The organism is Streptomyces sp. D2-8 (genome assembly GCF_023184515.1).
GTDB lineage: Bacteria > Actinomycetota > Actinomycetes > Streptomycetales > Streptomycetaceae > Streptomyces.
On sequence record NZ_JAAHBP010000013.1, the window covers coordinates 115,825 to 140,127 of the forward strand.

Sequence of the window (24,303 nt, forward strand, 5' to 3'; positions counted from 1 at the left end):
GCCCGTGACCGACGACCTCTCGAACCTTGGCCTGGAGTGTTCTGAGGACTGGGTGCCTTTCCCCTTGGCGGGCTCTGTGGACCTGGACTACTGGGCCAAGCATCAGGCGAACGAACTCGTCGAACGATTCGCGCGCGACGGAGAGGCGGGTGATGCCCGCCTCCTGGCACGGGACCTGAAGCGGGCTGCGGCCGACAGTCATACGCGCGAACCTCTCGGGGCGTTCGGCTGGTACCTGAGCGGTCACAACTCTGTGGCGGCCATTCTCGAACTCGACGCCATCCACCCGGATGCCACGTACCCCGAGGTGACTCTCTCCCTTCTGGCCGACCACATGAAGTCCACGGACTTCGGCGAACCGGATGTCCGCGACGTACGCCTACCGCTGGGCGATGCCGTACGAATCCGCCAGAACTTCGTCGGTGAGAAGAAGCGGCTCTTTGGCGCCCGCCCTGTGATCCACAGCCTCTTCTACGGAGTTCGCCCGGAGAACATGGCGGCAGCGATCACCCTGCTGGTCTCCTGGACAGAGCCTGTCCTGGGCGAGCCTCTGGAACAGATCGTCGACAATATCGCGCAGACGTTGTCTGCGTGACGGGCTCGCCCTTCGTCGATCCGCCACGCAGCGGACATACGTGCGAGGCTTGCGCAGATAGCTCGTGCGCAGGTGACCAACTGACCGACGCTTACGTTGCGGCCTTCTTTTCGGCTCGCTCACCTGTTGACGGATTGGATTTCCTGGACGGTGATGTCCTGTTCGTTGCCGAAGGTGCCGTTCGGGAGGTCGCCGCCGGCGCCGCCCGTACCGGTCCAGTTGATTTCCCACGTGATGGTCGCCTGGAGCTTGTACGTGCCGTCGCCGGAGGAGCGGAGGTACTTGATGCCGCACGGCGGTGTCTCGTCGGCCTTGCCCCTGGCGTAGGGCTCGCCGATGGACTTGTCGGCGTTGATGACGCACTCGCCCGAGGCCGGGTACGTCACGGCGTCCTCGGTGCCCGGCTCCAGCTTGAGGGCCACCGGCCTGGCGGTGGTCGTGGCCTGGATGTTGAAGCCCGGGACGTTGAGGGCCGCCGTTGCCTGGACCTCGTCGAAGACAGCCTTGTCCAGCCAGGCCCAGGTGGGCAGATTCACCTTGGTGTCGGCCTCGGGTGCGAGGGTCACCTTCGTGTCGGGAAGCTGCATGTGCTGGTAGGCGAGAGCGGCGAGTATCTCCGGGTCGATGGCCTCTTCGTACTGAGGCGGCGGGGCCTCGCCGTTCTCGACCCAGAAGGGGAGGTCGGTGCACGAGGTCCGCTTGAGATAGTCCGGCTCGTCGGGGTTCTCGACGCCGGCCCAGAACATTCCCTCGCCGTCGTTCTCGACGTTGTAGTCCTTGTAGCCGGGAGTTCCCGTCCAGCCGTAGCCGTCCTCGTAGTGGCGCTTCTTCTCGCCGATCGCTGAACCCGCGGTCCCGCCCATGCCGGGTGTGTTCAGCTCCCGCTCGATGTCCTTGGACACCTTCTCCTTGAAGTCCTTGGCGCCGAGGTAGGGGGCGTACCAGCAGGGCGGCGGCGTCCAGTTGACGTCGGAGGACGTCACGTTGCCAGTGCCGCCGCCCTTGGCGACGGAACCGGAGTACTGGATGCGGGCGGCGGCGTAGATGCCGTTGCCGTCGCCGCCGCCCGCCTGTTCTGTGTTGGAACCCTCGGTGTTGGCTGGCTCTTCTCCCGCGTAGGCCGGTACTGCGAGGGCGAGGACGCCCAAGGTCAGTGCCAGGGCGGTCGCGCCGGTGGTGAGCGCTGAATGCCGTGACCTGTTCACTGGCACTTCGCCGCCTTCGCCTCGACGAACACCTTGGACGCCTGCCACAGACCATCTCCGGTGGGGAGCTTGACCATGATGATCTTGAAGTAGTCGAAGTCCGTGATGCTGGGGGCGCCCTTCAGGACCTTTCCGGTCTTGATCTCTTTAGAGTAGAACTTGCTCGAATCCACGCAGAACGCAACCTCTACCGAGCTGCCGTTCGGCGCGGACCGTGTGGTGGCTTGGTAGTGGCGCCGCGTGCCGGTTGCCGTCCAGTCGCCTTCCAGCCTCGCGTCGATCTGCGTTTTGGCGTACCTCGTCCCATCGCCTGTCGAGTAGGCGACCAAGGCGGCGTCCTTGGTCGTGCGCTTGTCGACGCCCCGGTAGATCGCTCGGACGTAGTTCGCGGCATCATCCATCGCAGCCGCCTCGTTCTTGTCCTTCGGCTTGTCCCAGTCGAAGACCAGGTCCATGTCGCTGGGCAGGGACACGTCCACGCCGTCCGGCTTGTCCCCTGCCGGTGCTTCCGAGGGCGATGCCGACTCCTTCGGCGTCTCCGCTCCCTGGCCGGCGCCGGCGATCTTGTCGTTGTCGCCGGACTTGTCATTCCCGCTACCGCAGGCCGTCAACAGCAGTGCTGCCGTCGCCAGAGCGGCGGCAACGGGCAATGAGCGGCGCTTCACAGTGACTCCCCCGTAAGAGACAGAAGTTCGGTATGAGCACAGACGGTACCGGTGAGGTTTCCGGTTTCACCAGCGCGAACTTCCGCGAGAAGACGGGCAATGCCGGATGTATAGGGCTCTCGGATCCGGAGGGCGTGGTGTTGCCGGGCCCCGATTCGCTAGTGCAGTGCCCTGCGTCACAGCGCTCCCTTCGGCAGCTCGATCTGCCTCAGCTGCACCCACCGTCCCAGTCGCCTTCCATCGCGCCCCGCCACCGCGAACAGCACGAACGGTGCCAGGATCCCGACCCGTACCACCGCCCACGTCGGCAGGAACCAGCCCAGTCGGGGACGGCGGTGCGAGAACCAGGGAGGCCACTCCCGCAGTCGTGCCCGCCGCGATCCGCGCGACCTGGCTCGCCGAGTAGCCCGTGTGCCCGTCGCCGGGTTCATCCCTGGTTCTCTCCGGTGAAGCTCGCCGTTCCCCCCATACGCCCCGGCCTTCGAAACTACACTCGCCCCCCATGCGTAACTCCCGCCGCAGCAGCGCGAATACGACGCCCACAGCATCCAGCGCGTTCTGCGGGAGCGCGTGGAGGAGACGGCCCGCGGAGGGCGCGGGAGTCGGACCATGGCCGTCGCCCGGGGGCGGTGACGTCCCCTGAGCCCCGCCGCGTCCAAAGCCCGGGCCCGTCACAAACAGTCCCGTGACCCCCGAGCCCACTGGCTCCTGCTCGCCCTCACCCTCCCCCTCGTCTTCGCCCTGCTGATCTTCGAGGGCTGGACCCAGCACGAGGTCGATGCCGCGAAGGCGCGGTCGCCCTGTACGGCGCCCGTACCCGACGCCGTCGCCCGCGGCGGGCCCGTGATCGGGATCAACCGGGACGGGATACGGACCGGGTCGATGCCCGCCCGCACCGTCGCGCTCACCTTCGACGGGGGGCCCGACCCCGTGTGGACACCCCGGCTTCTCGACCTGCTGCGCAGGAACAACGCGCGGGCGACGTTCTTCGTGCACGGCGCCCAGGCCGCCCGGCACCCGGAGTTGGTCCGGCGGATTGGGGCCGAGGGGCATGAGATCGGGTCCAACACGTACACCGGGGCCGTTCTGGGGGAGTCCTCCGCGCCCCGTTTCCGGGCCGAGCTCGAGATGACCCAGAGCGCCCTCGCCGGGGCCACCGGCCGGCGGGCGAATCTGCTGCGGATGCCGCGCACCACCACCCCGGACACCCTGTGCGGCCGCGAGTGGCAGGCCGCACGGCGCGCCACCGGGTACGGGTACGTGCTCGTCGCCGCCGACAAGGGATCGCGCAGGCCCGCGCAGGGCATCGTCCGGCAGCTCAGCCAGACGGAGAGCGCCTATCAGGAGGCGCGCAGGCTGTTGAGGAACCGGACCGTCGACCGGTTCACCACCGTCTCGGACGGGCTGGGGCTCGTGCCGTACACATCTCCCTCCCTCGTCCAGCAATGGGCCGGGCAGGGGCTCATCCGTATCACCGGCCTCGGGCAGGTCTTCTCCACCGCCATGATCTGGATCCTCGGCGTCGCCGGTGGCCTCGGTGTGCTGCGGCTGTTGCTGCTCGCGCTCTTCGCCCGGGCCCATGTGCGGCGGCTGGAGCGGTTCCGGACCGGTGCGCCCTGGATGCGGGAGACGTCCGGGCCGGTCACCGTGCTCGTCCCGGCGTACAACGAGGAGGCCGGGATCGGGTCGACCCTGCGGTCGCTGCTCGAGTCCAGTCATCGGGAGTTGCAGGTCGTCGTCATCGATGACGGGTCCACCGACCGGACCGCCGACATCGCCGAGAACATGGGGGACGCGCGGGTGGAGGTCGTACGGCAGGCCAACGCCGGCAAGGCCGCCGCCCTCAACACCGGGCTCGCTCACGCGCGGTACGGCATCGTCGTGATGGTCGACGCCGACACCGTCTTCGAGCCCGACGCCGTCGAGCGGATCGTGCAGCCGCTCGCGCACCCGGCTGTCGGTGCCGTGAGCGGGAACACCAAGGTCGGCAACCGGCGCGGTCTGCTGGCCCGTTGGCAGCATCTCGAGTACGTCTTCGGCTTCAACCTCGACCGGCGCATGTTCGAGGTGCTGGAGTGCATGCCGACCGTGCCGGGTGCCATCGGGGCGTTCCGCCGGGACGCGGTGATCGGCGTCGGCGGGGTCAGCGAGGACACCCTTGCCGAGGACACCGACCTCACGATGGCCCTGTGGCGGTCCGGCTGGCGGGTGCTGTACGAGGAGTCCGCCGTCGCCTGGACCGAAGTGCCCACCAGCGTGCGGCAGTTGTGGCGGCAGCGGTACCGGTGGTGCTACGGCACGCTCCAGGCGATGTGGAAGCACCGGGGCGCTCTCGTGGCCACCGGGCCCGCCGGGCGGTTCGGGCGGCGCGGGCTGACGTATCTCGCGCTGTTCCAGGTCGCCTTGCCGCTGCTCGCGCCGGTCATCGACGTCTACGCCCTCTACGGCGTGCTGTTCCGCGATCCATGGGAGTCGGCGGCGGTCTGGTTCACGTTCCTCGGCGTGCAGATCGTCTGCTCCGGCTACGCGCTCAGACTCGACGGCGAGCCGGTGCGGGCCCTGTGGTCGATGCCGTTCCAGATCGTCGTCTACCGGCAGTTGATGTATCTCGTCGTCATCCAGTCGCTGGTCGCGCTGCTGCTCGGCAGCCGGCTGCGGTGGCAGCGGATGAAGCGGTCCGGGACGGCCGCTGAACAGATCGGTGGGCCCGCGCCGTATAGGAGTGTCCCGATGCGCTGACCCGAGAGCCCCCCACAGCACCTTCGAGGCGTCGATGAGCGACTGGACCGACCGTCCGGGAGAACCCCCGCCGGAGTGGACCCCACGGCGGGACCCCTTCGCCCCGCCCCCGTCGACCCGCACCGCCCCGCTGCCCGGCATGCCCTCGCCCGCCGCCCCCGGCCGCTACGACAGCGGCCTCGACACCCGCGGCGGTCGCGGCAGCAGGAACCCGCGGCGGCGAGCGGGCAGGGGCCGACGGTACCTGCGTACGTCGGCCGCCTTGTCGTCCGTGCTGCTGCTCGGCGCCGCCGGTACGTACGTCTGGGCCGACACCCGGCTCAACCAGCAGGTCGACCTCGGCGCACTCGGCGCCCGGGTGCCGGCCGGAGAGGGCACCAACTACCTGGTCGTCGGCTCCGACAGCCGCGAGGGACTGTCGGAGCAGGACCGCAGGAACCTCAACACCGGCTCGGCCGAGGGCCGCCGCACCGACTCGGTGATCCTGCTGCACACCGGCGCGAACGGCACCACGATGCTCAGCCTGCCGCGCGACTCCTGGGTGACCCTCCCGCCCTACGTCGACCCCGGCACCGGCCGCAGCTACCGGGCCGCGCCGGACAAGCTGAACGCCGCGTTCTCGCTGGGCGGCCCCGACCTGCTGGTACGGACCGTGGAACGCAACACCGGTGTGCACATCGACCACTACGCGGAGATCGGCTTCGCCGGCTTCGTGGGCGTGGTGGACGCCGTCGGCGGCGTGAACCTGTGCCTGGACAAGGCCGTACGGGACGAGGACTCCGGCGCCGACCTGCCCGCCGGCTGCCAGACCCTGGACGGAGCCGAGGCGCTGGCCTTCGTACGGCAGCGCAAACAGGAGGCCCAGGGCGACCTCGGCCGCACCCGCAACCAGCAGAGATTCCTCGCCGCCCTCGCCCGCAAGACGGCCACCCCGTCCACCCTCGCCGACCCGTCGAGGTCGTTGCCGACCCTGAGCGCGGGCCTCGACACGCTCATCGTCGACGAGGGCACGGAACTGCCCGACCTCATGGCGCTGTTCGAGGCCCTGCGGAAAGCCACGGGCCGTGGAGGCCGGCAGCTGAACGTGCCCGTGGCCGACCCGGACCTGCGCACCTCCCAGGGCAGCGCGGTGAAGTGGGACGACCGACGGGCCCGCGCCCTGTTCGGCGCCCTGCGCGAGGACCGGCCCCTGGGCTGATCAGCGCGCCCTGCCGAGACCGGCCGACGGGGGCATCAGCGAGCCGTACCCGGTCGCCGCCCACGCGCTCCGCCTCGCCGGGACCTCGAAGTAGGGCACCGTACGGCCGTTCTCGTCCGTGTCGGTGAGCACCTCCGGGGCGCGGCGGTCCCGCAGCGCGTCCGCGCACGCCCCGCACACGGCCACGTCGAGCCGGTCCCGGCGGCCGAGCGGACGCCACCCGGAGCGGCGGGCGGCCCGTCCGTGCAGGGGGTTGAAGAAGCAGAGGGGAAGGCCGGGGGAGCCGGTCAGCGCATCGCGGCCCTCCTGCGCCAGGGCCAGGGCGCCCGCCAGGTCCGGCAGGCCCCGGGCCTCGTCGAGGACCTTGCCGGCCGCGGCGTAGGCGTCGAGGGCCTGCTGGAGACCGGGTGTCGTGGCCACGTCGGCTTCCCGGGTCGCCTCGCCCAGCGCCAGTACCTCGGCTTCCGCCCGGCGCCGCAACCCCGCCTCGTCGGCCGCACGGGCCGTCGCGAACACCAGCTGGGGGACGGCCGGGGAGCGCTTGCGGGAACGGACCAGGACGGCGCGGGCCGCGAGCGCGGTCAGGGCGAGGACCGGTACGCCGACGAGCGGCCACCAGCCGGAGCCGGAGCCGGACTCGGACCCGGACTCGGACCCGGCCTTCGTGGGCGGGGCCGAACGGCCCAGGTCCCTCGTCGCCTCCTCGTAGCGCTGCACGCCCTTGCCCTCCGCCACCAGGTCCACGGCCTTCGCGGTCAGGTCCGCCAGTCCCGCGTCCCGCATCTCGTCCAGGAAGCCGGTGGCTGCCACGGCCCTGCCGGCCTGGTGGGTGTCGGCGGGCCACTCGTAGCCCCGCAGGGAGTCGGGGAAGTCGCTGTCCGCCGTGATGAGGACGAGCTCGCGCTGGTCCGGGAGCCGGTCGCGGACGATCCCTGCGAGGACGTCGGAGTCGCCGTCGAAGGCGTCGCCCTTGGTGAAGGGCGTGAGCACGACCTTGATGGGCAGGCCCGTGCGGCGGATCCGGTCCGCCAGTTGCCGCTGCCGGGCCGGCGGGACGGCATCGGTGTAGGCCTCGTCGACGTAGACGGGCGAGGCGCGCAGGGCGTTCGCGATGCGCCGGCCGGGGCTCGGGGCGTCGCCGTCCGCCGCGGTGGCGGTGCCGGTGGTGGTGAGCGCCGTCAGCAGCAGTGCCGCGAGGGCGGTGATCACGCGCTTCACATCAATGGACACCTGCGGTCTCCCTCACCTCGTCGATGAGCCGGGCGATTCCGTGGGGTACGGCGGTCAGGGGGCCGTCCGTCACGTCGTAGTAGGGGAGGCGGGTGTTGCCCAGGGAGGGGTCGGGCAGCTTCAGCAACCGGCCCGGGATGCCGCCCGGTTCGGCGACGGCCGTGTCACGGCAGGGCTCGCAGACGGGGAGCAGGCGGCGGCTGTTGCCCTCGGCCGAGACGCGGACGTGGTGGCGGCGGGTGGCGCGGCCGTGCAGCGGGTTGACCCCGCAGCACAGGTCGGCCGCCTCGCCGGTGAGGGCGGCCCTGCCGGCTCGGGCGAGCACGATGACGGCGACCAGGGTCGCGGGATCCGTCCCCGGTTGCCGGGCGCGGCCGGGGTCGCCGTCGACCAGGAGCAGCGCCGCGTCGAGGTGGTCCCAGGCGCGGGCGCGGTCGTCCGGGTCGTTGAACCGACCCTGGAGTGCGGTGAGTTCGGCGTACGCGGTGCGTCGGAGGTAGGACGTCGGCGGCTCGGTCGGGGAGGTGGGCGACAGGCGGCCGGACGGCTCCGGCGCGGGGGAGCGCCACCGCAGCAGGCCCCGGACGATCCACGTCACCCCGGCGACGACCCCCGACAGCAGGAGGGCCGCGAAGGCGCCCACGAAGAGGCCGGGCCAGAAGTCGGTGGCGAACAGGGGCGGGAGGGCGTTCTCGTCCGCGGCCCTCGGGGCGGCGGCCGGGGTGGACTCGGAGTGCGGCCGGCCGGTGCGCGGGGTCTTGTCGAGGAAGGTCATCAGCGTGTCGAGGCGTTCGCCGAGGAGGTGGTCGTCGGCCTCGTCCGCCCTGCTGTCACCGAGCGTGACGGAGTCCGGCAGGTCGAAGGACAGGCGGTTGGAGTCCAGGCGCAGCCCGTGGTTGGAGACGTCGATCGTGCCGTCGTCCGGGTCGGCGACGACGTACACCCCGTCCTCGCCCACCTTGGCGTGCACCGCCGCGGCGAACAGCCCCGCGTCGCCGGCCGACTCGCTCTCCGGCGTCTGCGGCACGAGGGAGACGTACACCGGGCCGCCGCCGTCGGAACGCCGGAAGTCCTGGATCCGCTCGTGCAGCCGGTCCAGTTGGCGGGAGCCGAGGACGCGGGGGCTCTCCGGGTCGGCGTACACCGGGTCCTGCTTCAGACCCGCCGCGACCCGTTCCACCCGGGCGGACAGGTCGGCGGGGGTGGGCGGCTTCGCCGCGCTCGACTTGGTCTGGTCGAAGACGACGGGAGCGGTGAGGGCGATCGCCGCGGCGGTGAGGACGGCCGCGCCGGGCACGACCCACCGGGGGACGCGCCGCTCGGCCCCGGTACGCCGACGGCTGCGGCGCACGTACCCGGCCGTCAGCACGATCAGCAGCGGTACGCCGGTCAGCAGGCTCCCCGTGAGGAACGACTGGTTCCGGCGGTCGGACGGGCCGATGTACATCTCGGCGGGCTCGTCGTCCCGGTACGTCTCACGAGCGGCCTCGGCGCGGGCGGTGGCCCGTTCCCCGCCCTGCGCGATGACGTCGACGAAGCGCTCGAAGCTGAGCAAGGGACCGGCGTCGTAGGCGAGTTCGTACAGCGCGACGGTGGCGGCGGCGTCAGCGGGGACGCGGACACCGTAGGCCGTGGCCTCCGCGATATCCGTCCCCTCGATCAGGACGAACAGCCCATCGCGCCCGAGCCGGTCGTGCACCGCGCCGAGCAACTGCTCGCCGTCCGTGCCGCTCTGCATGGGCAGGACCAGGACGTAGGTCGGGACGCCGGTCCTCTTCGCGAGCCTGGCGAAGTCGGGGGCGGTGGACCGCGGGACCTCGCGGGGGAGTTGGTCGGTGACGTAGACCGGGTTCTCGCGGAGGCGGTCGGCGAGGTAGGCGGCCTGGGTGGGGGAGTCGGCGGCGTCGGCCGGGGTGGCGGTTGCGAAGAGAGCCGTCAGTGAGCAGAGGGCGAGGAGCAGCCGGAGGACGCGGGTCCGGTGGCCGCTCGATGCCCGTACCCGTACCGCGCGTTCACCGCCCTGTACTGCACTGACCGCGTGCGCCCCGTTCACGGTGACTGCTCTCACCGGTGTGCCCCCCCCGGATGGTCCGATCGCCGTCCGCGCCGCACTCTACTCGGGGCTTCGCGACTGCTACAGATCGCCCGGACACGTCGAACTCGACGCCCGGCACCGGCGGTTCAGCCCAGCTTCGCGTTCTGGGCCTTCACCACCGTCGCCGGGAGCTTCGCGTCGCCCGGCCTGTCCTGGACCATGGCCATGCCGTCCACGGAGACGTAGACGGCGATGACATCGTCCTTGCGGACGGCCTGGGCGTGCATGGTGTGGGTGATGCCCTGGAAGGGCATCGTGGAGCGGAAGGCGAGTGACTCGTCACCGGCCTTCGCCACCAACTCCTCGGCGGTGACGGAGTCGTACGTCGTCGTGCCGTTCGCCTTCGCCGTGAAGCCGCTTCCGCACGAGTCGACGCTCTTGGCCAGCCCGGCGAACGCGGACTCGGCCTTGCCGGGCGCGTACGCCGTGAGCGTGATGTACGTGAACTTGTTGCCCTGAGGGACATAGTGGGTCAGGTCGCCCTGCGGCCCGCCGAGGGGCAACTGGTTCATCGCGTAGGCCAACGGGGCGCAGGCCGGCTTGTCGACGGTCACGTCGTCCGGGGACTTGGCGAAGACGTACTTGTCGTCCCCCTTGTCCCTGGAGGTGGCCTTCACGTCCAGCCCCGGCACGTCCGCCTTCGTGATCATGAGCTTCGCGAGCCGCTCGTTCGCCGTCACCTGCTTCGCCCGGGTCGCGGTGGGCCGGGGTTCCCCGGGCGCCGCGTCCGAGTCGGCGCTGCCGCCGCACGCGGTGAGGGTCAGCAGGGACAGGGTGGAGACGGCGAGCACGGCTCGCTTCATGGGGCACTCCTCGCAGGGGGCAAAGCGAAGATCATGGCACGGGGATTCCGGTATCACGTGAGTGAATGGTGTGGGCCTCGTGGCCTGTAAGTGACGAAGGCCTCGGTCGCCGGACGTCTGTCCACCCGTCGTCCACCCGTGCCGGATTCGCTCCCGCACAGCAAACGGCCTGCCCACGTGCCGCCATCAACGGGTTTGTCCAGCAGTGAAGTTGCAGATGGATAACGGCGCGTGCGGTGGGATGCGTGACGCCGGACGCGCCTTGAGGGGCTTATGTGCGGCTGATACGGTGCGATGGCTTGACGCTCACCCCCAGTGCTGACCATTCGCCCAGGTCGGGCGGGTAAGTCCGGCCCGCCCCGCACGTGTGCGTGCGGACCGGCGCGGGTGAAGTGTCCAATTTTGAAGGCAAATTGACAGACATCTTCTTGGGTGTACGGGGAGCGGTTGCGTGAAGATCCAAGAGCGTACGGGGGCGGGCGCCGGTCGATCCGCAGTTCCGGCTCAGCCGTCGGTCGGTGACCGGCTTCCCACCCCGCCTCGCGAGCGCAAACCGGCACTGGCCGCGCTCGCGGTGCTGCTGATCCTGGTGGGTGCGCTGGGCGCGACCATGCTCGTGCTCCAGGCCGGCGACCGGATCGAGGTCGTCAAGGTGACGCAGGCGATCCCCGCGGGCGGCTCCGTCACTACGTCGAACACGACCTCCGTGATGGTTGCCAAGGACGACAGCATCCACTACGTCGAGTGGGCCCAGCTGAACGATCTGAAGAAGCTGAAGGCCGTCAGCGCCATCCCCGCCGGAGTCGTCGCGGTCGGCGAGATGTTCGGCAGCGAAGCGGGTGTCGCCGCCGGCAAGGCCACCGTGGGCCTGTCCCTCAAGGCCGGCCAGTACCCGACCGGCATCAAGCAGGGCGACACCGTCGCGGCCTACCGCGTCGGCTCCGCCTCCGGCTCGTCCAACAGCAACAGCAACTCCTCCTCGTCGTCGGCGTCCAGCAACTCCGTCATCGTCGACAGCGCCCGCGTCACCTACGTCCCGGGCCCGAAGGACAGCGGCGACGAAATCGTCGGCAGCACCAACCTGGCGGTCACCCTGACCGTCGACAGCGACAAGGCCGCCGACCTGGCCCAGGCCGCCTCCAACGGCGAGGTCGCTCTCGTCCAGGTCCCCGGTAACTCCGGCAACTAGAAGGCGGCACTCGACCCATGGCGCTCATCGCTCTCGCCGCCGACAAGGGTTCCCCCGGCGTCACCACCGCGGCCGTCGCACTCGCGGCGGTCTGGCCGCGGCGTGTCCTGCTCGCCGAGGCGGACCCGGCGGGCGGTGACCTCGTCTACCGCAGTGCCGCCGCGCACGGCGGACCGCTCAACCCCAACACCGGCATGCTGTCCATCGCCGCGACCGCGCGCCGCGGCCTCGTGCCCGACCAGCTCTGGGACCACGTCCAGCCGCTGAGCGGCGGGCTCGAGGTCCTCGTCGGGCTCGGGATCGCCGAACAGGCCGCCGGACTCGCGGGGCTGTGGCCCACCCTCGGGCACGCCTTCAACTCCCTCGCCGACTCCCCGAACGCCGCCGCCGACGTCATCGCCGACTGCGGACGCATCAGCGGGGACACCCCCGCCGTGGAGCTGTTCCCGCACGCCGCGCTCGTGCTGCTCGTCTCGCGCACCGAGCCGGAGGCCATCGCCCGCGTCCGCGACCGCGCCGCCGCCCTCGCCGGCAAGCTGCACGGCGGACCGCGCGGCGCCGCCAGCCTCGGCACCCCGATGATCGGCGTCGTCCTGATCGCCGACACCGGCACGGCCGGCAAGCTCGCCTCGCAGGTCAACGACATGCTCGTGCACGCCCAGACCGGCGCCCGCGTGGTCGGCACCATCGCCGACGACCCGGCCGGCGCCGACCAGCTGGCCGGCCGCAAGCGCGGCCGCCTCGACAAGTCGCTGCTGATCCGCTCGGCCCGCAAGGTCGCCGGCGACCTCTACCAGCAGTACGGCGCCGCCTGGGCCGCCTCCGCCCAGGCCAACCAGGCCCACCACGCCCCGGGCCAGATGCAGGGCCACGCGGGGGCCGGCGCATGACCGCTGTCGACCACCAGTTGGTCAAGCGGTTCCGCCAGGACGCCGGCGACCGCATCGCCGAGCAGCGCCGACAGGACCAGGTCAACAACGTCACTCCGATGTCCACGGAGGACGAACGGCAGTACGCCCGTGCCGTCATAGCCCAGATCCTGGAGGAGTACGCCCGCGCCGAGATCAACGCGGGCCGTACGCCGCTGGACGCCGAGACCGAGGAGCAGTACGCGGCCGCCGTGCACGCCGCGCTGTTCGGCGTCGGCCGGCTCCAGCCGCTGCTGGACAACCCCGAGGTCGAGAACATCGACATCAACGGCTGCGACCAGGTGTTCGTCGGGTACGCCGACGGCCGCGAGGTGCAGGGCGACCCGGTCGCCGAGACCGACGAGGAGCTCATCGAGCTCATCCAGGTGCTGGGCGCCTACTCGGGCCTGTCCTCACGTCCCTTCGACTCCGCCAACCCGCAGCTCGACCTGCGGCTCCCCGACGGTTCGCGACTGTCGGCCGTCATGGACGTCACCCGGCGCCCCGCGCTGTCCATCCGCCGGGCGCGCATGGGCAAGGTGTTCATCTCCGACCTCGTCGGCAACGGCACGCTGTCGCCCGAGGTCGCCCACTTCATGGCCTGCGCGGTCCGCGCCCGCAAGAACATCATGATCGCCGGCGCCACCAACGCCGGTAAGACGACGCTGCTGCGCGCCCTCGCCAACGAGATCCCGCCGCACGAGCGCCTCATCACCGTCGAACGGGCCCTGGAGCTCGGCCTCGACACCTTCCCCGACCTGCACCCCAACGTGGTCGCCTTCGAGGAGCGCCTGCCCAACTCCGAGGGCCAGGGCACCATCTCGATGGCGGAGCTGGTGCGACGCTCGCTGCGTATGAACCCCTCCCGCGTCATCGTGGGTGAGGTCCTCGGCGACGAGATCGTCACCATGCTCAACGCGATGTCGCAGGGCAACGACGGCTCCCTGTCCACGATCCACGCCAACAGCTCGCACGAGGTCTTCAACCGTATTTCCACCTACGCGCTGCAAGCCACGGAACGGCTGCCCATCGAGGCCAGCCAGATGCTGATCGCGGGCGCGGTCAACTTCGTCGTCTTCATCCAGCGGCGCAACAACTACGGCAACGGCGGCCGCCTCCAGCGCATGGTCACCTCCGTCCGCGAGGTCAACGGCGTCGACGGACGGGTGCTGTCCAGCGAGGTGTTCGCGGAGGCTCCCGACGGCCGGATCGTGCCGCACGCCCCCATCGCCTGCCTGGAGGAACTGATGGCACACGGCTACCGGCCGACCGGGACCTGGGGGTGAGCCGGGGATGAACACGACTCTCGCGGCAATCGGCTCGCTCGGCTCCATGGGCGGCCTGTTCTCCACCACCGTCCTGTACTCGATAGGCAGCGGCATCGCCGTCGGCGGCGGACTCGCCCTCCTCCTCATCGCCGTACGCGGACTGCCCGCCAAGCCCGACCACGAGAAGCAGAAGGCCGCCGAGCGGGCGAGCGAACTGATCCGCTTCGCCGGCCAGCGCGGCTCGCTCGCCGCCATCGTCGGCCTGGTCGTCCTCGTCCTCACCCGCTGGGCCGTCGCGGGCATCGCGGCCGGTGTCCTCGTCTTCTTCTGGGACCGCCTGTTCGGCGGTGCCAGTGAGGAACGGGCCGCCATGCGCCGCGTGGAGGCCCTGGCCTCCTGGACGGAGTCCCTGCGCGACACCATCGCCGGCGCCGTGGGCCTGGAGCAGGCCATCCCGGCCTCCGCCCGCGCCGCGGCCCCCGTCCTGCGGCCCCACCTCGACGCCCTCGTCGACCGGCTGCGCGCCCGCACCCCGCTGCCCGAGGCGCTCCAGCAGCTCGCCGACGAGATCGACGACGCCTCCGCAGACATCATCGTCGCGGCCCTCATCCTCAACGCCCGCCTGCGCGGCCCGGGTCTGCGCCAGGTCCTCGGCGCCCTGGCCAAGTCGGCCCGCGAGGAGGTCGACATGCGCCAGCGCGTCATGGCGCAGCGCGCGTCGACCCGCAGGTCCGTGCAGATCGTCGTCGCGGTCTCCGTCGCCTTCGTCCTCGGCCTGTCGATCTTCAACCGCGACTTCGTGGAGCCGTACGGCACGGCCGTCGGCCAGCTCGTCCTGGCCTGTGTCTGCGGCCTGTTCGCGCTCGGCTTCTGGTGGCTGCGCAAGCTGTCCACCATCGAGACGCCCGAACGCTTCCTGGTCCGCGACGAGGCCTCCGTCCAGTTCGTCCGTCCCAGGACGCCGTCGCAGGCGCAGTCCCAGCAGCGCCTGCCGCAGGAAGAGGGGGCACGCTGATGGACCTCACGATGCCGCTCGTCGTCGGCGCCGTCATCGGCCTGGGCATCTACGCCCTCGTCCGCGCCCTCATGCCCAGCAAGCGCAGCGCGATCTCACAGGTCGCGCGGATCGACGCGATGCGGGCCCGCGGCTCGGCCTACGAGTCCGCGCGCGCCGAGCGCGAGAAGGGACGCCTGGGCGCGGTGCGGGCCGAAGTCGGCCTGCGCGTCTCGGAGTTCTACCTCCAGCAGGGCTGGGAGCAGCGCTCGCTGCGCGCGGACCTGGCGGTGCTGGACCGCAGTTGGGAGAAGTTCCTGGCGACGAAGGTGCTGCTGGGCGTGGCCGGTCTGTTCTTCGGCCCGTTCCTGTTCGCCATCGTCTACACGCTGGGCTTCGGCAGAAGCCCGATCATCCCGGTCTGGCTGGCCCTGCTCTTCGCGGTCGTCTTCTTCTTCCTGCCCGACCTGGAGGTGCGGCGGGACGCGGCCGAGAAGCGGCGCGACCTGCGGCGCGTGATCGGCGCGTACCTCGACCTGGTGTCGATGAGCCTCGCCGGCGGACGCGGTCTGCCCGAGGCCCTGATGGCGGCGGCCGAGATCTCCGACGGCTGGGCCAACCAGCGCATCCGCAACGCCCTGTCCGACGCCCGTATCACCGGCGTCAGCCAGTGGCAGGCGCTCGGCGCGCTCGGTGAGGAGATCGGCGTCGAGGAGCTCAAGGACCTCTCCGCCTCCCTGGCCCTGGTCGCGGACGACGGTGCCAAGGTCCGTGAGTCCCTCGCCTCCCGCGCCGAGACCATGCGGCACCGCGAGCTCGCCGAGATCGAGGGCAGCGCGGGCGAGAAGTCCCAGTCGATGCTCGTGGCGCAGCTGCTGCTGTGCGCCGGGTTCCTGGTGTTCCTGATCTTTCCGGCGGCGATGCGGGTGTTCCAGGTGCAGTGAGCCGTGCATGAGCCTTGCAGCGACCTTCACAACTCCAGAACTTCCGTGAACCGATTTCGAAAGGACAAGACGTCATGAACGGACGCACCTTCCACACCGGCATCCCTGCCGTGGACTTCCTCGTCACCTTCCTCCAGGCCCGCACCGAGCGTGCCCGCTCCGGCGAACTGGACCGCGGTGCCTCCGCGGTCGAGTGGGTCATCATCTCCGCGGTCGTCGTGGCGATCGTCGGTGTCGTGGCCGCCATCATCAACGCCGCGCTGAGCGAGGGCGCCAACAAGGTCGGCGACTGCATCAAGGGTGCGGACGCGGGCAAGACCTGCTGATCGTCTCAGGGGTAACGGGGTTCACGGGGATGCCGGCAGAGCTGGGCAGACGAGTGCGTCGCAGGGTGCGGGCCGTACGGAAACGGGCGGCCACCCGCGGCGACTCAGGCATGACCGCGATCGAGTTCGTGCTGCTCACCCCGGTGCTCTTCTTCATGATCTTCGCGACCGTGCAGTTCGCCCTGTACTTCTTCGCGGACCACGTGGCCCAGGCGGCGGCCCAGGCCGGAGCCCGCAAGGCCCGCGCCACGGCCGACGAACAGCCCGGCGCGTGGCGCGGCGAGGCGCGGGACGTGGTGGACAGCTACATCCGGCAGTTGGGCCCGCAGCTGGTGCTGTCTCCGGACGTGACGATGGTGCAGCCGGAGCAGAACACGGTGGGCGTGGAGATCGCGGCGAGGGTACCGACGGTGTTTCCCGGGCTTGATCTGACGGTGCACGCGCAGTCGGTGGGGCCGGTGGAGCGGTTCGTGCAGGAAGAGGGGAACTGAATGTCCGTCCCTTCTCTCCAAAGGGGCCGTTGCTCTGCGGACGACAGCGGCCTGTCCACCGTCGAGGTCGTGATCCTCGCGCCGGTGATGATCCTGTTCATCCTGGTCCTGGTGGCCTTCGGCCAACTCGTGGACGGTCGTGGAGCGCTCGACGGCGCGGCCCGGGACGCGGCCCGCGCCGGTTCGATCCAGAAAGACCACGCCACGGCCATGGCCGAGGCGAGGAAGGCCGCGGAGGCGAACCTGGCGGACGTCTGCTCGGGCCCGGTGTCCGTCGCACAGACCAGCCAGGGCTTCGAGCCGGACACCATCTTCACGGTCGAGGTGAGCTGCCAGGTGCGGGGCCTCGCCATGCTGGGCCTCGACATCCCGACGACCCTGTCGGCGAGCTTCAGCTCCCCGCTCGACCCGTTCCGGAGGTCGGTGTGAGACGACTCCTGCGGGCCGGTGCCGTGGCGCCGTACCGGCGTTCCTGGTGGACCACGCGCGTGGCTCGGCTGGACGACCGTGGCTCGGGAGCCGGCGCGGTCATCATCTTCACGCTCGTCTTCCTCTCCCTCTCCGCGTTCGTCATCGACGGCGGCCTGTCCATCTCCAAGCGCGAACGCGCCGCCGACATCGCCGAACAGGCCGCCCGCTACGCCGCCCAGGACATCGACCGCGACGCCCTCTACGAGAACGAGGGCGGCCCCGCCCCCATCAACTTCGAGAACTTCAACGCCCGCGTGAAGGCCTTCGCCCGCGAGATGGACATGACGGGCGCGGACATCGGCGCGACCCACTGCGTGGCGGCGAACGCCGAGCAGGTCGAGGTCGAGGTGCAGCTCACGTACTCCCCGGTCTTCACGGGCATGTTCTACGGCGGCGACGTGGTGGTCCACGGGCAGGCGGTGGCGCAGAACGAGGTCGGCTGAGCCGGTCCGGAACCTTCGACGGATCTGCACACCGTTCACGGGGATGTCGTAGAGGGCCCGACCAGGAACAGGCTGCGACGCATTTCCCGCCCCGCGCGCTACATTCCCGTACCGCGCAGGGGTGGGAGATGTGAAGAGATCAGGGGCTCCGGTGACCGAATGGTCACACCCATGAATTCACCCTCCGAATTCCACCGTCGCCCCTATCCACGGACTGGCCACGGACTGGCCGCCCCTTCTCCCGGCGTGCTTTGATCGGTCACGCTCGAGCATTTCGAATTATTGAACGAAGGGAACCGCCCTCCATGGCCTTCACCCCGCAGATCGCGACCGCCCAGATGTCCGACGCCGACCTGGACACCATCGCCGGCGGACAGGCGGGCGGTGTCGCCGCGGGCGCCGGCGCCGCAGCCGGTCTCTACGTCGAGACCACGGCCGCCGGCATCACCACCGGCGTCGGCGGCGGCGTGGGCCTCGCCGTCTCGCCCCAGGGCATCGCGGCGGACCTGCACCTCAACGCTGCCGTCGCTTCCTGAAGCAGCGCACAAGAAAGGCCCCGGATCTCCGGATCCGGGGCCTTTCGTTCGTTCGACAGACGGGCTCACTTGCTCCCGCTGCCACCCTTGCTTCCTTTTCCGCCCCGCTTGTCCTCGGTCTCCATGGCGTCGTTCACCTTGTCGGCCGAGCTTGCCGAAGAGCCCCCTGACGGCAAAGGCCCGTTGGGGCGGCCAGCCGGGCAAGTCGCGCTCGATGTCGTTGCGTTCCAGGTCCCGGTAGGAGCGCCGCTTCGCCACCGAGGCAGCGGTGCCGCTCGCGACTCGACCCGGTAGCGCTCTGGTTTTTCGTGCATGACCTCTACGGGGGTACGGGGGTACCCAGTGGCGGAATCGTCGTCAGCGGTTGATCGACTGGATTTCCTGGACGTTCATGTCCCGCGTCGTCTCGAAGGTGCCGTCGGGCAGGTCGCCGCCGGAGCCGTCGGAGCCCTCCCAGGTAATTCGCCAGGTGACGCTGGCGGAGAGCTGGTAGGGGGTGCCGTCGGTGGCGCGAAGGTAGCGGATGCCGCACGGCGGGGTCTGGTCGGCGTTGCCCTTGGTGTAGGGGGTGCCGATGGAGCCGTCGTCGTTGATCTCGCAGTCGCCCGAGGCCGGGAAGACCTCGGCGTCCTTGGTGCCCGGGTCCAGGTGCAGGGCGACCGGCTTGGCGGTCGTCTCCGCCCACAGGCCTGTGTTCGGCAGGGCGGCTCGGACCTTGACGTCCTTGAAGGTGCCCTTGTCCAGCCAGATCCACGTGGGCAGGTTGACCGTGGACTTGGCCTCCGGCTTCAGCTCGACCTCGGTCTCGGGGACCTTGACCTTGTTGTAGGCGTACTCGGCGAGTGTCTGCGGGGTGGGGGCGTTCGGATCGTCCGGGACCTCGCCGGCGTCGACCCAGAACATGATGCGGCCGCAGTCCCACGACTCCGAGGCGTTGGGGTCAGGGGCGACACCCCGCCAGAAGTAGCCGTCCTTGCCGAGGTTGTAGTCCTTGTAGCCCTCGGCGGAGCTGTTCGTCGGGGCCTTCAGGTCGAAGTTGTCCGCCGGTTTGCCGTCCCGGTAGTGGTCGGTCCACAGGCCCTTGCCGAACCAGGACTCGTGGATTCCGACGTCACCGCCACCGTCCGAGTCCACGAACTCCTTCAACTGCTCCGGGCTGAAGGCGGGCTCGTACCAGCAGGCTGGGGGCTTCCAGTTGGGATCGACCGTACCGAGGTTGCCTTCCTCGCCGCCGCCACCCGCACCACTTGGGTACGTGACCTTGATGTTGGAGACCGAGGCCGACAGTCCGCCCTTGCCGTCGCTTCCGCCTTGCGGAGGCGGTGCCGCTTCGCCGCCGACCGGTTTGTCGGCGTGAGCCGTACCAGCGGTCCAGAGGACGCAGCCGGCCGCAAGCCCCACGATCAGCTTCGTTCGCGGGGGCGCGGTCACCCTCGGCATGCCTCTGCCTTCCCCTCGACGGTGACCTGCTGAGCACGCCACACCGGGTTGTCCTTCACGGACGTCATGAGGAGAGTGAACTTCTGGTAACTGGCCAGGCTTTCCTTCGTGCGGTGGACCTTCTCGCTTTTGACTTCCTTGCCGAAGACCTTGGACTGGTCCTCACAGAAGGTGACGCTGACCGTCTTCACCTTCTCGGACTCGTCGCCAGGGCTGATCTCGGCGTCGTAGTACCGGTCCCTGCCCGTCAGCGTCCAGCCGCCGTCCACGTACTCCTTGATCTGCGAGTGCGCGTACTGGGATGCCTGGCCCGACGAGTAGAACTGGAAGGCGGGATCATTCGGGTCCTGCTTCGTGATGCCGTGGTTCAGCGCGCGAATGTAGTTCGTGGCGTCCTCGAGGGCTGCCGCGCTGTCCTGGTCCGACGGCTTCTCGAAGTCGAAGACCAGATCCAGGTCCTTCGGGACACTCACGTCAGGCCGCTCGACATCGGTCGACGTCGAGCCGGAGGCCGAAGCGGAAGGACTGCCGGCCCCCTTGCCCGCTCCCTCGATGTCGTCCGACGAGTCGTTGCCACCCCCGCCGCAGGCGGTGAGCAGCAGGGCCGCTGCCGCGGTGAGTGCGGCGGCTGTTGTCTTCGGAGCGCGGCGAGCCACTGGCGCATCTCCCCCGTTGTTCGATCGTCGTACTGCGTGTGCGGTAGAGAACGAAGCTATCAGGGGTGGGTGTGGAGGACCTGATGGGCGGAAGTGGATTGCGTGGGGGTCGTGAGAGGCATGCGTGGCAACTGCGAAGGTGATGCTCCCGGCAGTCCGACCCGGGAGTGAACACCCATGACTTCAGGGGCAAATCGGACGCGAGGAGGGATCCTTCGATCCGCCCTTCGACGCCCTCCATGCGAGTCCATAAGATCTCTGTAGGCTCAGCACACCCCTTACCTCACAGCTCGGCCTCACCTCACTCCACACACGACCCCAGGACACCCGCCATGCCGCGACGCCGCACCTCAAGCTCGTCAAGCTCGACGGGAAGTACGACGGGAGCGACGGGCACCACGGCCGCCCCCAGGAACCGGACTCCGCAGCCCGTGAGGATTCGGCGGCGGTCGTTCGGGGACTTCGTCAAGGCGTTCTTCGCCTTCGTCGCCCTGGCCGTGCTGCTCGTCGGCGTGCCGGGCGCGCTGGCCACGCAGATCGGGTGGCCGCTGCCGAACGGCGTGCCGAGCCTCGACTGGCTGCAGCAAGAGATCACCGTCCACACGTTCCTGAACATCCTCACCGTGATCGTGTGGCTGGCGTGGGCGCAGTTCACGGCGTGCGTGCTCGTGGAGATGAAGGCCGCGCTGTCCGGTGTCGGCGTGCCCGGGCGGGTGCCGGGGGCCGGGCCCAGTCAGTTGCTCGCGCGGCAACTCGTCGCCGCGCTGCTGCTCGTCGGCGCCACGGCGGCCAGCTTCGCGCCCGGGCTGTCGCAGCTCGGCCAGAACTACGACGCCAACCAGAAGCCCACCGTGGCCGCGGCCCAGCAGACCCCGGGCGGCCTCTTCGCCCAGCAGCAGGAGCAGGCCGCCGACACCGCGGCGGCCCTCGCCGACCAGGCCTCGCATGCCGCCGCCCACGCCGACGCCGGTGGCAGCACCGCCAAGCAGGGCGACACGAAGTACTACCGGATCCAGCCGCCCGAGGGGCGTCACCACGACTCCCTCTGGGAGATAGCCCAACGGCACCTCGGTGACGGGCGCCGCTACAAGGAGATCTTCGAGCTCAACAAGGACCGCGTGCAGCCGGACGGGTCCAAGCTCTCCGAGGCCAGTCTCATCCGGCCCGGCTGGATCATGGAGATGCCGGGCGACGCCCGCGGCGGCGAGCTCGTCGAGATGCCCGACGAGGCCCCCAACGTGTCGCCCGATGTGCAGCAGCAGATCAGCGACTACGCCCGGACCGGCGACCACGCCCAGGGCGGAGGCGGCGCCCAGGGCGGAAGCGACCGGGCGCAGGGCGGCGGCACCGCCCAGGTGTCCCTGCCCGACCAGCAGCGGCCCGCCGGCTCCGGCTCCGAGGCGGGCTCCGGGCACCAGCAGGCCACGAACGTCGGCGCCGAGTCCGACAGCTCCTTCGGCCTCCCCGGAGCCCTCCTCACCGCCCCGCTCCTCGCCGCCGGTCTGCTCGGCGCCCTGGGGCGGCGGCGCCGGCAGGCGCTGTGGCAGTCGGCGTTCGGTTCCGTCGGCGGACGGCGCGGCATGGAGCCGCCCACGCCGAGCGGTGACGCGCAGGACGTCCAGGACGCGCTGCTCGTCGGCGCCGACCCCGAGGGCGTACGGCTGCTCGACCGGAGCCTGCGCGGTCTCGCCGCCTCCCTCGCCGAGGAGTCGCGCGCGCTGCCGGTCGTGTACGCGGCCTGGCTCAGCAACGGCGACCTGCACCTCCAGCTCGCCCAGCCCGCCGGGAAGCCGCCCGCGCCCTGGCAGCAGGGCCAGGACCAGACCTTCTGGATGCTGTCCCGGACGGACGCCGAGCGCTACGAGGACGTCGACACGGCCGCGCCCTACCCGGGTCTGGTCAGCCTCGGCACCATGGACGACTCGCGGCTGCTGCTCAACCTGGAGGCCGTGCCCGGCATCGTGTCGCTGAGCGGCCGGGAGGCCGACCGGGCCGCCGTCTTCGCTTCCGTCGCCGCCGAGTTGGCGACCAACGGGTGGTCCGACCGCATGACCATCACGCTCGTCGGATTCGGCGAGGACCTCACCCCGCTCGCCCCGAACCGGATCCGGCACCTCGAGGACGTCGAGGCCCTCGTCGAGACCATGGAGGCCGAGACGCGGCAGCGGCGCGGAGCGCTGGGCGCCGCCGGGCACGACTCGGTCCTCACCGGGCGCACCGGGCCCGCCCAGCACACCCGCTGGGCCCCGCACCTCGTCCTGCTCGCCGCCCAGCCGTCCGCCGAGGACGCCGTCACGCTCGCCGAACTCGCCGCCGACGCGAGCCGTCTCGGCATCGGCTACCTCGTCGGCACCGAGACCGGCGATCTGCCCGGCGCCGCCTGGGAGATGGAGATCACCGGCCAGGGCAAGCTGCTCGCGCCCCTCCTCGGGCTCGAACTCGACGCCCAGCTGCTGCCCGTCGCCCAGCAGCGGGCCGTGGTCGAGCTGTTCGTCGAGGCCGACCCGGAGCGCGAAACCAACAGGCCCGCGAACACCCCCCCGTTCCTCGTCGACATCAGCGAGCAGGGCCGGCCGGCCGTGTACGCCCGGCTCGTCGGGCCGTACGAGATCATCGGCCTGGACAACCCGGACGGGGAGCGCAGCGCGCTGCTGCACGAGGCGCTCGCCCTGCTGCTCCTGCACCGCGAGGGCGTGCACCCGCGCGTGCTGTCCTCCGCGCTGTGGCCGCGCGGCGTCACCGGCGACGTACGGGAGTCGATGCTGGAGCGGCTGCGGGCCTGGCTCGGCACCGACCCCGACGGCACGCCCCGCCTCGCCACCGACGGCTCCGGCCGGCTCACGCTCGCCAAGACGGTCGTCTCCGACCTGGACGTGCTGCGGTCCCTCTATCACGAGGCCACGCAGGGCAAGGGCGTCGGCAGCCGGGCCGTGCGCGGGCGGCTGCTCACCGACGCGCTCGTGCTGGTGCGCGGGCCGCTGCTCGCCGACCGGCCCGAGGGCCGCTACCGGTGGCTCACCCACGAGATCGTCGACGCCCAGCTGCCGCTGCTCGTCGCGGACACGGGGCTCGCGCTGTGCGAGTTCCACATGGAGAAGAACCGCGCGGAGAAGGCCATCGAGGCGCTCAACGCGGCCCTGCGCACCGCTCCGGCCGACGAGCGCCTGTGGCACGAGCTGCTGCGCGCCACGCACGCCACCGGCGACTCCGACCGGCTGACCGCCCTCGCCACCGACCTCATCGGCCGCAGCGGGGCCCGCGGGCTGCCGCCGCGCACCGAGGCGCTGCTCGACGAGCTGCTGCCGGCGTGGCGTGACGCGATCGCCGCGGTGGGATGAGCACCGGGCTGCTGGTCGTCGCCGCCGCGCTGTGGGGTGCGGCGGCGGGAGCGTTGCTGCCGCGGGCGGCCTACCGGTTCTCGGCGCCCTCGGGGGAGGCGTGGCGGGGGGAGTGCCCCGGCGGGCACGCCCTCAGGGGCTGGCTGGGACGGGCGGTGTGCCCGGAGTGTGCGGAGCCCGGGTACGGGCCGCGCACGACCCCCTTGGCGATCGCCACCGCCCTGGTCTGCGCCGTCCTCGCCGCCGCGACCGGCACCCGCCCCGAGCTCGGGGTCTGGCTGCTGCTCGCCCCGGCCGGCGTTCTGCTCACGGTCGTCGACTTCCGCGTACGGCGCCTGCCCGACCCGCTCACCCTTCCCTTCGCCGGTGCCGCACTCGCCCTGCTCGGCCTCACCGCCCTCGTCCCCGAACACACGGGCCACTGGACGACCGCCCTGCTCGGCTCCCTCGCCCTGGGCGGCGGCTACTTCGTCCTGTTCCTCATCAACCCCGCGGGCATGGGCTTCGGCGATGTCAAACTCGCCCTCGGCACCGGCGCAGCCCTCGCCTGGTACGGCTGGCCGACGCTCATGCTCGGCACCTTCGCCGGCTTCCTCCTGGGCGCGCTGTACGGCGGGGCCCTCGTCATCACCCGCCGAGCCACCCGCAAAACAGCCATCCCGTTCGGCCCGTTCCTGATCACGGGGGCGTTCCTGGGGCTCCTGGTGGGCGCGTTCACGGCCTGACGCGGGAGCGTGGAAACGCGCCGAACTCCTGTGATCCGCGCAAC

General features: G+C 70.9%; 22 protein-coding genes. 15 read left to right on the top strand and 7 right to left on the bottom strand.

Going from position 1 to position 24,303, the window contains the following annotated elements; genetic code table 11:
- Positions 1 to 4: 4 nt before the first annotated feature.
- The gene (locus tag G3I77_RS23145) at positions 5 to 595 is read left to right on the top strand and encodes a hypothetical protein (RefSeq protein WP_248506743.1); all 591 of its coding nucleotides are present in this window, start codon (positions 5 to 7) and stop codon (positions 593 to 595) included.
- A gap of 119 nt (positions 596 to 714) precedes the next feature.
- On the opposite strand, the gene G3I77_RS23150 is transcribed toward G3I77_RS23145, so the two are convergent.
- Both G3I77_RS23150 and G3I77_RS23155 read right to left on the bottom strand, forming a co-directional pair.
- Positions 715 to 1,800, bottom strand: a complete 1,086-nt coding sequence (locus G3I77_RS23150; protein WP_248506744.1) for a hypothetical protein — start codon at positions 1,798 to 1,800, stop codon at positions 715 to 717.
- Complete coding sequence (locus tag G3I77_RS23155; RefSeq protein WP_248506745.1) at positions 1,797 to 2,465, bottom strand: hypothetical protein; 669 nt, start codon at positions 2,463 to 2,465, stop codon at positions 1,797 to 1,799. Before G3I77_RS23155 ends, G3I77_RS23150 begins: the two co-directional genes overlap by 4 nt.
- Before the next feature lie 882 nt (positions 2,466 to 3,347).
- On the opposite strand from G3I77_RS23155, the gene G3I77_RS23160 reads away from it, so the two are divergent.
- Together G3I77_RS23160 and G3I77_RS23165 are read left to right on the top strand one after the other, a co-directional pair.
- Positions 3,348 to 5,204 (top strand): glycosyltransferase, encoded by a 1,857-nt coding sequence (locus tag G3I77_RS23160; RefSeq protein WP_248506747.1) that lies wholly within the window; start codon positions 3,348 to 3,350, stop codon positions 5,202 to 5,204.
- 34 nt (positions 5,205 to 5,238) lie between these two features.
- Complete coding sequence (locus G3I77_RS23165) at positions 5,239 to 6,402, top strand: LCP family protein (RefSeq protein ID WP_248506749.1); 1,164 nt, start codon at positions 5,239 to 5,241, stop codon at positions 6,400 to 6,402.
- Here the strand turns inward: G3I77_RS23165 and G3I77_RS23170 are convergent, their stop codons facing one another.
- The 3 genes from G3I77_RS23170 to G3I77_RS23180 form a co-directional block, all read right to left on the bottom strand.
- Positions 6,403 to 7,632 carry a hypothetical protein gene (locus G3I77_RS23170; RefSeq protein ID WP_248506751.1) on the bottom strand — a complete coding sequence of 410 codons (1,230 nt, stop codon included), beginning with the start codon at positions 7,630 to 7,632 and terminating at the stop codon, positions 6,403 to 6,405.
- Positions 7,622 to 9,700 carry a hypothetical protein gene (locus tag G3I77_RS23175; protein WP_248506753.1) on the bottom strand — a complete coding sequence of 693 codons (2,079 nt, stop codon included), beginning with the start codon at positions 9,698 to 9,700 and terminating at the stop codon, positions 7,622 to 7,624. Before G3I77_RS23175 ends, G3I77_RS23170 begins: the two co-directional genes overlap by 11 nt.
- A 113-nt stretch (positions 9,701 to 9,813) precedes the next feature.
- The gene (locus G3I77_RS23180) at positions 9,814 to 10,530 is read right to left on the bottom strand and encodes a hypothetical protein (protein ID WP_248506755.1); all 717 of its coding nucleotides are present in this window, start codon (positions 10,528 to 10,530) and stop codon (positions 9,814 to 9,816) included.
- Positions 10,531 to 10,981: 451 nt separating this feature from the next.
- Here G3I77_RS23180 and G3I77_RS23185 point away from each other — a divergent pair, with 451 nt between their 5' ends.
- From G3I77_RS23185 to G3I77_RS23230, 10 genes are all read left to right on the top strand, one after another.
- Entirely contained in the window at positions 10,982 to 11,719 is a 738-nt protein-coding gene (locus G3I77_RS23185; protein WP_248506757.1) for a hypothetical protein, read from the top strand.
- Positions 11,720 to 11,736: 17 nt separating this feature from the next.
- The gene (locus G3I77_RS23190; protein ID WP_248506760.1) at positions 11,737 to 12,609 is read left to right on the top strand and encodes a hypothetical protein; all 873 of its coding nucleotides are present in this window, start codon (positions 11,737 to 11,739) and stop codon (positions 12,607 to 12,609) included.
- On the top strand, positions 12,606 to 13,913 hold the full coding sequence (locus G3I77_RS23195) for a CpaF family protein (protein ID WP_248506762.1): 1,308 nt from the start codon (positions 12,606 to 12,608) through the stop codon (positions 13,911 to 13,913). Before G3I77_RS23190 ends, G3I77_RS23195 begins: the two co-directional genes overlap by 4 nt.
- Positions 13,914 to 13,959: 46 nt before the next feature.
- Positions 13,960 to 14,910 (top strand): type II secretion system F family protein, encoded by a 951-nt coding sequence (locus G3I77_RS23200; protein ID WP_248507003.1) that lies wholly within the window; start codon positions 13,960 to 13,962, stop codon positions 14,908 to 14,910.
- Positions 14,910 to 15,833: a type II secretion system F family protein gene (locus tag G3I77_RS23205; RefSeq protein WP_248506765.1), complete on the top strand. Its 924-nt coding sequence runs from the start codon at positions 14,910 to 14,912 to the stop codon at positions 15,831 to 15,833. Before G3I77_RS23200 ends, G3I77_RS23205 begins: the two co-directional genes overlap by 1 nt.
- 74 nt (positions 15,834 to 15,907) lie before the next feature.
- A complete protein-coding gene (locus G3I77_RS23210) occupies positions 15,908 to 16,159 on the top strand; it encodes a hypothetical protein (RefSeq protein WP_031107180.1) in 252 nt (83 codons plus the stop codon).
- A 29-nt stretch (positions 16,160 to 16,188) separates the two neighbouring features.
- Positions 16,189 to 16,650 carry a TadE family protein gene (locus G3I77_RS23215; protein WP_248506767.1) on the top strand — a complete coding sequence of 154 codons (462 nt, stop codon included), beginning with the start codon at positions 16,189 to 16,191 and terminating at the stop codon, positions 16,648 to 16,650.
- Complete coding sequence (locus G3I77_RS23220; protein ID WP_248506769.1) at positions 16,651 to 17,079, top strand: TadE/TadG family type IV pilus assembly protein; 429 nt, start codon at positions 16,651 to 16,653, stop codon at positions 17,077 to 17,079.
- A gap of 23 nt (positions 17,080 to 17,102) precedes the next feature.
- Positions 17,103 to 17,564, top strand: a complete 462-nt coding sequence (locus G3I77_RS23225) for a pilus assembly protein TadG-related protein (protein WP_248507005.1) — start codon at positions 17,103 to 17,105, stop codon at positions 17,562 to 17,564.
- Between the two features lie 305 nt (positions 17,565 to 17,869).
- Positions 17,870 to 18,100, top strand: a complete 231-nt coding sequence (locus G3I77_RS23230) for a hypothetical protein (protein WP_248506771.1) — start codon at positions 17,870 to 17,872, stop codon at positions 18,098 to 18,100.
- Between the two features lie 357 nt (positions 18,101 to 18,457).
- Here G3I77_RS23230 and G3I77_RS23235 read toward each other — a convergent pair whose 3' ends face one another.
- Positions 18,458 to 19,540, bottom strand: a complete 1,083-nt coding sequence (locus tag G3I77_RS23235) for a hypothetical protein (protein WP_248506773.1) — start codon at positions 19,538 to 19,540, stop codon at positions 18,458 to 18,460.
- Complete coding sequence (locus G3I77_RS23240; RefSeq protein ID WP_248506775.1) at positions 19,528 to 20,196, bottom strand: hypothetical protein; 669 nt, start codon at positions 20,194 to 20,196, stop codon at positions 19,528 to 19,530. Before G3I77_RS23240 ends, G3I77_RS23235 begins: the two co-directional genes overlap by 13 nt.
- 431 nt (positions 20,197 to 20,627) lie before the next feature.
- On the opposite strand from G3I77_RS23240, the gene G3I77_RS23245 reads away from it, so the two are divergent.
- Positions 20,628 to 23,534, top strand: a complete 2,907-nt coding sequence (locus G3I77_RS23245; protein ID WP_374386325.1) for a BTAD domain-containing putative transcriptional regulator — start codon at positions 20,628 to 20,630, stop codon at positions 23,532 to 23,534.
- Entirely contained in the window at positions 23,531 to 24,259 is a 729-nt protein-coding gene (locus G3I77_RS23250) for an A24 family peptidase (protein WP_248506778.1), read from the top strand. The genes G3I77_RS23245 and G3I77_RS23250 overlap by 4 nt, the downstream gene beginning before the upstream one ends.
- The last annotated feature ends 44 nt before the right edge of the window (positions 24,260 to 24,303 follow it).